Genomic DNA, 12,273 nt, shown 5'->3' on the forward strand with positions numbered 1-12,273 from the left:
ACGGTATTTTAATTGTTAGACTTAATTGCACGTTTCTCGCGACGGCTGATATTACCTTGTACTACACAGTAGTCAATCAACGGAGCGAAGATGTTCATCAGCAGGATGGCAAGCATCATACCTTCGGGATAACCGGGGTTCAGTACTCGGATTACGATTGCCATGACACCAATCAGGAAACCGAAGATATACTTACCCGTCTCGGTACGAGCCGAAGTTACAGGATCGGTAGCCATGAACACAGCACCGAAACAGAAACCACCCAGCACGAGATGTTCGTACCAAGGCATCTGAGCCATCGGAGTGTCGGGACCGACTGTATTGAACACCCAAGCCATGAATGCACCACCCACGAATACGGAGAACATCGTCTTCCAGCTTGCGATACCCGTTGCCAACAGCAAGATAGCACCAAGAGCAATGGCAATTACACTGGTCTCACCAATAGAACCCGGTATCAACCCCGTTACCATATCCCAAGAGAAAGGCGGAATGGCACCTGTAGTAGCAGCTTCACCCAGCGGAGTAGCTACGGTCAATCCGTCAACAGCCTGCCCCATACCGAAGATAGTATCTCCTGATACCCAAACAGCATCACCGGACATCTTCGTAGGATATGCGAAGAAAAGGAATGCACGAGTAATCAGGGCAACGTTGAATACGTTCATACCTGTACCACCGAATACTTCCTTTGCAAAAATTACGGAGAATGCAGTAGCCACTGCCAGAATCCACAGCGGGCAGTCTACCGGAACAATCATAGGGATCAGGATACCTGAAACGAGGAAACCTTCCTGGATTTCTTCTTTCTTCCATTGAGCCACAACGAATTCAATACCCAAACCTACTACATAAGAAACAATGATTTTAGGCAATACAGCCAGAAAACCGTAGGCAAACATTTCAATAAAACTACCCGTAGCACCGGTAGCATGGAAGTGCTGGTAACCTACGTTATACATACCGAACAACAACGCCGGTACCAACGCAATGACCACCATCGACATAATGCGCTTGCTGTCGATAGCGTCGTGAATGTGCGTTCCCGATTTCGAAGTCGTGCTGGGGACGAACAGGAATGTTTCGAATCCGTCGAACACAGACTGGAATGCGTGGAATTTGCCGCCCTCTTCAAAGTTCGGCTTTATCTTGTCGAGATAATTTCTTAACGCTTTCATCTTTAATTTTTAATTCTTGATTTTTAAATTGAATTAGGCCATTTCAGCACGGAGCATGTCAAGTCCTGCACGAACAATGCGTTGAACTTCTACTTTCGAAGAACATACGAATTCGCAAAGGGCAAAATCCTCAGGAGCTACCTCATAAATACCCAAAGCCTCCATACGGTCAATATCACCTGCTATGATAGCTTTTACCAGATATTCAGGGAAAATGTCCATCGGGAATACTTTATCATACTCATTAGACATGATCATGTGACGTTCACCACCCTTGATACGGGCATCAAGCACATATTCCTTATTATTACCCAGCAACCAGCTGAAATAAGAATGGTTCACACTGAACTGATTGAAACGCGGCATAATCCAACCCAGCATTTCGTGAATATCGTCACCTTCGGGAATCACTGTCAACTGGCTGTCAAAAGCGCCAAGAAAACCGTTCGGATTCACTTTTTTACCTGTAAGTACATTACCACTGATGTAGCGTAAATCTCTACCGGTAGTCACGTTTCCACTGAATACGTTTGTCAGCAGAGCACCGACTTTCAGTTTACAGTAAGCAGGTTTCAACACTTCGGAACCTGTTACGGCAACTTTGCGTGTCATGTCCACACGACCTGTATTGAACAGACGTCCGATGAATATAACAGCTTCCGCACCGATTGTCCATACAGTTTCACCCTTCACAACAGGTGAAATATGGTTAATCTGTACGCCTACATTGCCGGCCGGATTCGGTCCGTCAAATGCAGTAATCGTTACATTCTTAGCTTGCGTCAACGCTGCTGCCTTTTGTTTTACACTAATACTTAAATACGTCTTTGCCATTTTGGAAAGAGCGTCCAATCCTGTTTGGAAGTTTGCTTCCTCGCCTTTCAGGGCGAATTCAAAATCAGGTGCCAGCGGGTTACTGTCGAAGGCCGAAACAAAGATAGCTTTCGGATACATCGTCGGATCAGCAATCACATCATAGGGACGCTGACGGATGAACGCAAACATACCGGCTTCCAACAATGCAGCTTTCACCGACTCGCCATTCAGGGCATTTACGTCTTTCTTACCGAATTCTTCATAGTCTTGCTCGGCTGCAGCTTCAACGACAATGTTCAGCACTTTACGGCGTGCGCCGCGCTCCACGCTTGTCACTACGCCGCTAACGGGCGAAACAAATTTCAATTCAGGATGATTCTTGTCGATAAACAAGGGTCCTCCGGCCATCACATATTCCTGTTCTTTGACTACCACTTTCGGAGTGATACCCGTAAAATCATCGGGAACCAATGCGTAGAATCCCGGTTCTTTCACAGACATAAACTCCTGAGAAGCTTTACCTTTCAGGTTGATGTCAAGGCCTTTACGTAACTTAATTACATTTGCCATGCGTTTATATAAAATAATGGTTTCATTAATTTGCCGCAAAAGTAGCAAAAAAGAACGTGAATAAAGAGCAAAAACAAAAGGAATTACGGATAAATTTCCGCAATTCCTTTCGTTAACGAGCACGATGACGACAAGATGAGTTATCGTGTTAATTTTCTTCCGCAAACATAGGATCCCAAGCGGGTAGACGAATAGGCTTCTGTTTGAACAGATCCATTACCTTAGCAGGCACATACTTAGTTTCCAAAACCAGACGGAACATATATTCATCGAACCATTCATCCGTCATGATCAAATGCCCCTGATAACCGCTTGTAGGTCCCCAGCTATTTTCCACCATCCACTTCACAGGCTTTCCGTCCTTATTCAAATCTACTGCCATAAGCGTCATGGCATGAGAAGAACCGCTGGAAAAAGTCTGGATACGTTGTTTCTTATCCATATTGAAAGTAGTGCCCATAAGCGATTCGTAATCATAGTTCTTCACATCGAGCAAACCACGTTCGGAATTCAGGAACTTACCCACATCACAAGAGAAATACATCATGGTACTGTCTTTCAAAGAAGCAATAGCCATTTCTTTGATATCTTCTACAGGCAGGTTTACATAGGTCCAGTTTTTGCCATCGTAGCGGTGGCGGTCATAGTCTATCTCATAGCATTTGTAGTATTCACGGGAAGGGTCGTTCATTACCATCACATAATTGCCCAGCAGATTCTCATCACCATATTTCTTCAGGAAAGACATCGGAGTGTGATGTTCGGTCTCCGCAGGATTACCCTTGGCATCCTTACGTACATAATCGAACTCTGTAGGTGGAACACCCAAATTCAGTACCAACATACGATATATAGTACCGAGCATTGTTGTTTTCTCTTTTTCCAATGCCGCCGGTTTTGCCCCTTTAGAAGCAAGGTCGCGCAATTGTAGGCCGTATTCTTTCAATTTCAAAGAAACCAGATTTGCCATACGCGAAGTATTATCACTGCTATTGGTTTCCGGCATAGCTTCCTTAGGTACCAGACCGTATTTGCTGACAATATCAGCAACCCCCGTAAATGTTCCTCCATCACTCAAAGGATGTTGAAAAAGCCATTCCACTGTTTTGTCGCTCATAGGCTTTTCACGGGTGTCGATAATACCCTGCAGGAAAAGATTGGCTTTCTCCAGTTGATCCCAGAAGAAAGGGTAAATCTCCGAAAATTCAAAAGATTGAAAATCATATTTGGCAATAGTCTTGGCACGCATCACGTTCAGTCCGGTGAAGAGCCAGCAACGTCCGGACGACTTCTGATCTGTAATTCCTTTAGAATTTACCTTCACAGAAAAATGAGTATCCATTCCTGTCAGATTCTCCTGATTCAGTGCAAGTTTACGAATGTCATTGTTTCCGATGGCATTACGAAGAGCCTTATCGGCAGTGGTGCCTTGATAGCCCTGTTTAATCTGGTTCAGCATCGTTTCGCTGATTCCCCCTTTTCCGTCTTGTGCCTGCATGGAAAATAAAGCGGCACTGAAAACAAAAACTGATAAAATTCGTTTATTCATAAAATATATGGTTTGTATAGTAATTGGTCTATTTTTCCTGTCCTCTACAGGTCTGCCCCCTATCAAGTCCGTACTTGCTCCGTGTCTAAGAACTTGGACTTGGTACGGCTTTGGTATGGACCAGACACGGACCGGGTACGGGGATGGTCTTATATTAGTCTAAATGTCCGATACTTCGAAAAAAGACCATTGGCAATTCCCACTGCCAATTCTTTGATTAGATGCAAAATTAATGGCTTTTTTGAAACTTTTAGTAAAATCTTTAGATTTATTGTCTTTTGAATTGAAAACTAATTCAAATTTATTAGTTTTCTTTGCACCCTCATTCGTATGATATGAAAAGATATATAACAGGTATTATTACATTACTACTTTCAGTAACAGCACTTTCCGCTCAGGAAGGAATGAATTTGATGATTACTGGCAACGATACGACTCCTGCATTGACTAAGCGTGAATTGCGTAAACAAAAGGTAGCAAAACGAAACTTGCATTATAATATTTTGGGTGGTCCGAGTTATACTCCCGATTTTGGTGCAGTACTTGGTGGTAGCGCTCTGATGACTTTCCGCATGAATCCCAGTGACACTACACAGTTGCGTTCTGTAGTTCCTGTAGCCATCGCTTTCTTGTTCAATGGTGGCATCAACCTCTTTTCCAAGCCTCAACTCTTTTTTAAAGGTGACCGTTTCCGCATCTTCGGAAAATTTGCTTATAAAAACACGGAAGATAATTTCTACGGTCTGGGCTACAGTACAAACAAGAATTATGTTCGTAGCGACAGTACCAGCCAATACCGCTACAGTGGTATCCAGTTCAATCCCTGGTTCCTTTTCCGCTTAGGCAACAGCAATATATTTGCCGGACCACAGATAGACATCAACTATGACGATATAACAGAACCCGCCAAACATCTGGTAGACGAACCATCCTACAAGGCAGCCGGAGGTACAGAGAAAGGTTACAAAAATTTCAATTCCGGACTTGGTTTTCTGCTGACTTATGACAGCCGTGACATTCCCTCCAATGCCTACTCGGGCATGTACCTCGATTTCCGTGGAATGATGTATACCAAATTTCTCGGGAGCGATAAAAACTTTTATCGCTTGGAGATAGACTATCGTCAATATAAGACTGTCGGGAAACGTAAGGTCATTGCCTGGACAGCACAAACTAAAAACGTGTTTGGAGATGTACCTTTGACACAATACATGCTTACCGGAACTCCTTTTGACCTGCGTGGTTATTATATGGGACAATATCGTGACAAATCTTCCCATGTGGTTATGGCGGAGTATCGCCAGATGATAAACACCGATAAGAGTACCTGGCTGAAGCGTATGCTCAACCATGTAGGTTTCGTAGCTTGGACAGGTTGCGGATTCATGGGTCCCACTCCCGGCAAGATAGAAGGTGTACTTCCCAACTACGGTGTCGGACTACGTATTGAAGTACAGCCCCGTATGAATGTCCGTCTTGATTTGGGTAAAAATACAGTCAACAACCAAACGTTGTTTTATTTCAATATGACAGAAGCGTTTTGATAAATCTTTCCCCTTTTCTTGCATCAGTAAAAGATTATCCATACTTTTGAGCATTATTACTTGTTTACCTTAAACAACTTTATAATGAGAAACCTTGAGATAGTATTCTGGATAAGCCTTTTTATCGTATTCTACACTTATATAGGATATGGAATTGTATTATATATTCTGGTTAAGATAAAGGAAACTTTCCGTAAGCCGATCCACTACCCCATGCCTCCGGATGAAGAGTTGCCCGAACTCACACTCTTTATTGCAGCTTACAACGAAGAAGACGTTGTAGACGAAAAAATGCAAAACTGCCTGGACTTAGACTACCCTACAGAGAAACTGCAAATATTCTGGGTAACCGATGGCAGTAACGACCACACTAATGAACGCCTTTCACGCTGGCCTCAAGCCACCGTACTCCATCAGCCCCAACGGCAGGGAAAAACCGCTGCCCTCAACCGGGGAATGAAGTTTGTAAAAACGCCACTCGTCATATTCACTGATGCCAATACCCACTTGAACCGTGAAGCTCTGCGTGAAATCGTTCATGCTTTTACCAATCCTAAAGTAGGGTGTGTTGCCGGAGAAAAACGTATTGCCGTACAAAGCAAAGATAATGCAGCATCAGGTGGAGAAGGCATCTATTGGAAATATGAGTCGACTTTGAAAGCACTCGATTCACGTCTTTACTCAGCTGTAGGAGCCGCCGGAGAATTGTTCGCTGTACGCCGCGAATTATTCGAAGACATGAGAACGGATACCCTACTCGATGATTTCATCCTCTCCCTCCGCATAGCCATGCACGGTTATACCATCGCTTACTGTGCTACAGCTTACGCCACCGAAAGTGGTTCTGCCGATATGCAGGAAGAAGAAAAACGTAAAGTACGCATCGCAGCCGGAGGACTACAGTCTATCTGGCGATTACGTCCGTTACTGAACCCGTTCCGCTATGGCTGGCTTAATTTCCAATATGTATCCCATCGTGTTCTGCGATGGTCTATCACCCCTATCCTCCTGTTCCTGTTGCTGCCCCTCAATGTTATATTACTCTTTACTGGTAACTGTCCTCTATTCTACGCTATCATTCTGGGATTACAGGTTCTATTTTACCTGATGGGTATCTGGGGATATATCCTTTCAAGAAGACATATTAAAAACAAAATTCTCTTCATACCTTATTACTTCCTTTTTATGAACGTCAATGTAATAAGGGGATTCCGCTACCTAAGTAAACGTAAAGGCAATAGCAGTGGAGCTTGGGAAAAATCACGAAGGGCGGGAAAATAAGATACCTGCCCAATTATAAATCTAAATACACAAGAAGACATGAAAAGCATCCTGAAAGACACAAACAACTCCGAAAAACTATTGAACATGGTATCAGACACACTAATACTCATGGACAAAGACGGTGTATGTGTAGATATAGCTATCCATAATGTAGATTTATGGTTCATAAAAGAAAAAAGGCTACTTGGAAAGAATTTACTATCCCTGTTACCCTCCAATACCTACCGTGAGTTTTATCCGGAATTCAAGAAAGTCTTACTCCAGAAAACAAAATCAATCCGCAATTATGAACTCACATTGCGGGGTAGAAATTATTTCTTCAAATGTATCATGCAGCCCTATGGCGACCTAATATTATGTCAATATCGTGACATTACGGAACGCAGCCAACGCAAACTGGAACTGGAAAGAAAAAATCGGGAACTGTTTGAAATACAAAAGGCCGCGCTCATTGGCAGGTGGATATATAATGCCAACGCCAAGGAATTCAGCTATTCAGGTCAGACAGGTATCATGTGTACGGAAGCAGAACAAAGTATTCTCCTATCCGACTACCTGAATTTTATTCTTCCTGAAGATAGAGACAGTTTCAGCAACTGGCTCGTCCAAAATCTCAAAGGGAATATGGAAGAAAGCATAGACTATCGTATTTCCTTAGACAAAAAAGTCTTTTATATCCGCCTGAAAGCATTCACCCGCGAACGATACAAGGACGGCAATGTTACCCTGGAAGGATATATACAAAATATCACCGACATCCAGCAGAGACGCAATGACATCAATCTGCTGACACATGCCATCAACAATTCCACAGAAGACATCTTTGCAGCCCATGAAGATGGTACGTTGATATTTGCCAACCGCCAGTTCAAGCTGCACCACAACCTGAACAATACAGATGACATCACCCAACTAAAAATTTATGAAATCGACTCATATGTCCGGAATGAAGAAGAATGGAAAAAACTGGCTGTTTCCATCAAGAATGGAGAAAAGAAACTGTGTGTCACTATGTATAACCCTCTGCCACTCTACCCCGAAATACTGGCATACGAAAGTAATGCCTATTGTATCATCAGTGATGAAGGTGAAGGAACTATCTGGGCATTCGGCCGGGATATTTCCCAACGCATCAAACACGAACAGCAAATCAAACGCTTCAGCCAGATATTAGACAAAACCATAGAGTATTTGCCCGCAGGTATCGTCGTGAAAGATATAAAAAACAATTTTAAGTACTTATACCGCAACCGTGAATCATATAACCGTGAAATCACTATGCAGGAAGCTCTGGGAAAAGACGATTTCGACTTCTATCCTCTGGAAATAGCACAAGAAAAACGTCGCCAAGACATTGAGATAGCTGCTACAGGACAAGAAATGCACTGGATTACGGAAGAACGTGATGGTAACGGACAATCTCTTTTCCTTGACAAACGGAAGATGAAAATAGAAAGTAACGACTTCTCTCCCATCTTATTGAATATAGAATGGGACATCACCGACATGGAACTGATGAAACGTGAATTAATGGTTGCCAAAGAAAAAGCGGAAACTTCCGATCAGCTCAAATCGGCTTTCCTTGCCAATATGAGCCATGAAATACGTACGCCACTCAATGCCATTATAGGTTTCTCACGCATCATCGCCGAAAGTGAAAATACAGAGGAACGCAAAGAATATTACAACATAGTGGAAGCTAACAACGAACGCCTGCTGCAACTCATCAACGAAATACTGGATTTATCAAAGATAGAAGCCGGTATTGTTGAATTCAGCATTGCTCCCGTCCGCCTATATCCGCTTTGTAAAGAGATTCATGATGCCCATGTATTCCGTTGTCCTTCCGATGTTGAGTTAATATTTGAACCTTCGGATGAAGATATTCGCATCGATTCGGACAAGAATCGTATTTTCCAGGTTATATCAAACCTGATAGGAAATGCATTCAAGTTCACAACTCATGGAAGTATCAGTTATGGATACCACCAAGAAGGGGAAAATATCATTTTCCATGTAACTGATACAGGAACAGGCATTGCTCCCGAAAAGATAGGAAAAGTTTTCGAACGGTTTGTGAAAGCAAACAATTTTGCACAAGGTACAGGATTAGGGTTAGCAATTTGCAAGACCATCATTGAACGTCTGGGCGGAACAATCTCTGTAACTTCCGAACTGGAGAAAGGTACAACTTTCACCTTTAACCTGCCTGCAAAGATTGCCAACGAGGAAGAAAAAGAAATGCCTGAAACTGTACTTGAAGAGAGTGGGTCGACAACCAATGAACAAAAAGCAACAACTGAAAAGAATCAAGCTACACCTGAAAGTTCTCGAATGAAAACGATCCTGATAGCCGAAGATACCGACAGTAACTATATCCTGATCAAAGCCATCTTAGGAAAAGAATATCACCTGGAACGTGCCAAAGATGGTATGGAAGCCGTCAATATGTTTGTGGAATTAAATCCGGATATCATCCTGATGGATATGAAAATGCCGAACCTCGGCGGACTGGATGCAACAAGAATCATCCGTGAACTATCACCCGATATCCCCATCATTGCCCTGACTGCTTTTGCCTATGATCATGACCGTAAAGCAGCACTTGAAGTGGGGTGCAACGATTTCCTGACTAAACCTTTCACACAGGAGGTGCTAAAGGAGACAATAAAAAAGTGGATAAGGGAGAATTAATGATTAACGGTCAGTGTATCACTAACCGTTAATCATTAATTTAACTATGCAAAAATATCACTCCTCTGAATATAAGCAATCACATCGCCTTTATTCACGGTATCACCTTGCTTGGCACATATCTCTACGACACGTCCGGTAAATCCGGTCGGTATTTTTTCGTATTCTCCCCACGGGGTGGAAAGATAGCAGAACACTTCATCATGCTGGTATTTACGCCCGATGAACGGAGCAACAGAAGGACCTTCAACTGATACCTCCCACAGTACCTGTCCTTTATCCGGAGCAATTATCGGGTCAGCCTTAGCACGTTTCAGTTTTTTTATTTCTTCTTCTGAATATCCATTTTTCACCATGGCAGCATCCTTAGCGCGTTGTAACTCATCCTCAAAACGCTTCTTAGCAGTACCTGACTTATAGTCACGATACTGACGGTCGTGCATGGCTAACTCAAAGAGTTCTTCATCATCGTCACCATATTCCCAGTTGTTATCATCCATTTCCTTCCGGAACTCATCTAATGCATCCGGATAATTCAACTGCGGATCTGTATCTACAAACTCATAACCTTTGGACTTTGCGAGTTCTACAATCTCAGGATCCAGTTCACCTGGCAGGCGTCCGCTCTTACCCAAAATCATATCCCAGGTATGATTATCTATCATCGTCCAGCGCTCCTCGCCTTTCACCAGTTGCATAACGTTCATCAACGCAACATTCTTCACATACTGGCTGAAAGGTGTCACCAGTGGTGGATAACCTAATTTAGGCCATACATATTCCACTTCGTCGAAAAGCATCACCAGCAAATCATCGATACTAAGTTCAGGTTCGTTTTTCCCTCTCAGTATCATATTTATTCCTGAATGTACCCCCTTTAGATCCGCCATCATAGACCCCATCATACCACCGGGAAGTCCACATTTCAACAACAGAGAAGACATATGTTTATTCGTAGGATCCATGAAATACCCTAGGAAATCATCTATAAATTCCTGCGTCATGGCACGCGCTTTCATATAGGCTTTCATATTGATATCCGGTACCTGGAAACCCAGATCTTTCAACATAGCCTGCACCGAAATTACATCCGGATGTACTTTACCCCAGGACATCGGTTCCATAGCCACATCAATGATATCAGCTCCATTCTCACAGACTTCAAGAATAGATGCCATCGACAGGCCCGGCCCACTATGACCATGATATTGAATGATCACTTCCGGATGCCTCTCTTTAATTGTTTTCGTCAATCGCCCCAGCATACCCGGACGACCGATACCTGCCATGTCTTTCAGACAGATTTCGGGTGCTCCGGCTTCGATCAGCTGATCAGCAACATGAGCGTAATACTCCACTGTATGTACAGGCGAATGCGTGATACACAGCGTAGCTTGCGGTATCATACCTGCTTCCAATGCATATTTTATAGAAGGAATGATATTGCGCGTTTCATTCAATCCACAGAAAATACGAGTGATATCCACTCCCTGTGCATGCTTCACATGATACATCAAACGACGAACATCGGCAGGTACCGGATACATACGCAGAGCATTCAGACCACGATCCAGCATATGTGTCTGTATACCTGCTTCATTGAAAGGTTTAGTAAAAGCACGTACGGCCTTGTTGGGGTTTTCGCCATACAACAGATTCACTTGCTCAAAAGCCCCTCCGTTAGTTTCCACACGGGCAAAACACCCCATTTCGATAATCAAGGGGGCGATACGTACCAATTGGTCTACACGAGGTTGATATTTACCGGAAGATTGCCACATGTCACGGTAAACAAGACTGAATTTAATTTCTTTTTTCATCGCAGTCGGTAGTTAGCGGTTTAACATATATGGATTAGTAAGTTAACTTAATAAGTACAAATATAAGGGTTTATTCTGACATATAGTCAAAAATATACCTTAAATATTTGCTATAAAAGTTATGTTTTATATCATATTGTCATCAAAATTACGAGCTACAAGCTACGAGCTACGAGTGGCTGCGCTATGTTGGCAGGTAAATGATTGTTCACCCGGCCATCATACTGCAAGGCACTCGTAGCTCGTAATTTGTTACTCAGAGTTTATAGCTCGTAACTCCTCATAGCTTGTAGCTTTTAAACAAAGTCTTTCAATTCTTGTTGTAGCCGCTGGCGGGTAAAGAATATGCGGCTTTTGACAGTTCCTAAAGGCAATCCGAGCCGATCGGCTATTTCACGATACTTGAAACCGGAAACGTGCATGGAGAAGGGGACTTTATAATCACGAGGTAATGAATTGACAATGCGGTGCATCTCTTTCAAATCATAAGTTCCTTCAGCGCTTGCAAAACCGGAGTTTTGCGGCAGGTTTAAATGATAAAGGTTATCTGTCTGATCCACGAAAGTTTGTTCGCGAACAATTCTGCGGTAATTATTAATAAAGATATTCCGCATAATGGTGTACATCCACCCTTTGAAATTTGTATCGGGCATGTACTTGTCTTCGTTATCCAACGCTTTGAGTGAGGTTTCCTGCAATAAATCATTCGCCTCCTCTTTATCGGCTGTCAACTTATATGCAAAGCGAAGCAGTTCTTCTTGCACACTAATCAAATCCTTCCTAAAACTGTAGGTATTCATACTTTGCTCTTTTAAATA

General features: G+C 42.9%; 8 protein-coding genes. 3 read left to right on the top strand and 5 right to left on the bottom strand.

The window, feature by feature from the left end; all coding sequences use genetic code 11:
* Window positions 1-8: 8 nt before the first annotated feature.
* The 3 genes from DW182_RS14090 to DW182_RS14100 form a co-directional block, all read right to left on the bottom strand.
* Window positions 9-1,178, bottom strand: coding sequence for an NADH:ubiquinone reductase (Na(+)-transporting) subunit B (locus tag DW182_RS14090; protein ID WP_007663374.1), 1,170 nt, complete (start codon window positions 1,176-1,178; stop codon window positions 9-11).
* A 33-nt stretch (window positions 1,179-1,211) separates the two neighbouring features.
* On the bottom strand, window positions 1,212-2,564 hold the full coding sequence (locus DW182_RS14095; RefSeq protein WP_022391934.1) for a Na(+)-translocating NADH-quinone reductase subunit A: 1,353 nt from the start codon (window positions 2,562-2,564) through the stop codon (window positions 1,212-1,214).
* 148 nt (window positions 2,565-2,712) lie between these two features.
* The gene (locus tag DW182_RS14100; RefSeq protein ID WP_118295904.1) at window positions 2,713-4,113 is read right to left on the bottom strand and encodes a C1 family peptidase; all 1,401 of its coding nucleotides are present in this window, start codon (window positions 4,111-4,113) and stop codon (window positions 2,713-2,715) included.
* 335 nt (window positions 4,114-4,448) lie between these two features.
* On the opposite strand from DW182_RS14100, the gene DW182_RS14105 reads away from it, so the two are divergent.
* The 3 genes from DW182_RS14105 (at window position 4,449) to DW182_RS14115 (ending at window position 9,635) form a co-directional block, all read left to right on the top strand.
* A complete protein-coding gene (locus DW182_RS14105) occupies window positions 4,449-5,657 on the top strand; it encodes a BamA/TamA family outer membrane protein (RefSeq protein ID WP_007663378.1) in 1,209 nt (402 codons plus the stop codon).
* Between the two features lie 84 nt (window positions 5,658-5,741).
* Entirely contained in the window at window positions 5,742-6,938 is a 1,197-nt protein-coding gene (locus DW182_RS14110) for a glycosyltransferase family 2 protein (RefSeq protein ID WP_118295905.1), read from the top strand.
* A 39-nt stretch (window positions 6,939-6,977) separates the two neighbouring features.
* Window positions 6,978-9,635, top strand: coding sequence for an ATP-binding protein (locus DW182_RS14115; protein ID WP_007663383.1), 2,658 nt, complete (start codon window positions 6,978-6,980; stop codon window positions 9,633-9,635).
* Between the two features lie 44 nt (window positions 9,636-9,679).
* Here DW182_RS14115 and DW182_RS14120 read toward each other — a convergent pair whose 3' ends face one another.
* Window positions 9,680-11,455, bottom strand: coding sequence for a biotin/lipoyl-binding protein (locus DW182_RS14120; RefSeq protein ID WP_007663384.1), 1,776 nt, complete (start codon window positions 11,453-11,455; stop codon window positions 9,680-9,682).
* Window positions 11,456-11,751: 296 nt separating this feature from the next.
* Window positions 11,752-12,255, bottom strand: coding sequence for an RNA polymerase sigma factor (locus DW182_RS14125; RefSeq protein WP_021967203.1), 504 nt, complete (start codon window positions 12,253-12,255; stop codon window positions 11,752-11,754).
* Window positions 12,256-12,273: the final 18 nt, after the last annotated feature.

It is taken from the genome of Bacteroides sp. AM16-24, assembly GCF_003471885.1.
GTDB lineage: Bacteria > Bacteroidota > Bacteroidia > Bacteroidales > Bacteroidaceae > Bacteroides.

Excerpts from the sequence above, each read along its gene's own strand:
- DW182_RS14090 (WP_007663374.1), bottom strand. The coding sequence starts at position 1,178 with ATGAAAGCGTTAAGAAATTATCTCGACAAGATAAAGCCGAACTTTGAA.
- DW182_RS14095 (WP_022391934.1), bottom strand. The coding sequence starts at position 2,564 with ATGGCAAATGTAATTAAGTTACGTAAAGGCCTTGACATCAACCTGAAA.
- DW182_RS14100 (WP_118295904.1), bottom strand. The coding sequence starts at position 4,113 with ATGAATAAACGAATTTTATCAGTTTTTGTTTTCAGTGCCGCTTTATTT.
- DW182_RS14105 (WP_007663378.1), top strand. The coding sequence starts at position 4,449 with ATGAAAAGATATATAACAGGTATTATTACATTACTACTTTCAGTAACA.
- DW182_RS14110 (WP_118295905.1), top strand. The coding sequence starts at position 5,742 with ATGAGAAACCTTGAGATAGTATTCTGGATAAGCCTTTTTATCGTATTC.
- DW182_RS14115 (WP_007663383.1), top strand. The coding sequence starts at position 6,978 with ATGAAAAGCATCCTGAAAGACACAAACAACTCCGAAAAACTATTGAAC.
- DW182_RS14120 (WP_007663384.1), bottom strand. The coding sequence starts at position 11,455 with ATGAAAAAAGAAATTAAATTCAGTCTTGTTTACCGTGACATGTGGCAA.
- DW182_RS14125 (WP_021967203.1), bottom strand. The coding sequence starts at position 12,255 with ATGAATACCTACAGTTTTAGGAAGGATTTGATTAGTGTGCAAGAAGAA.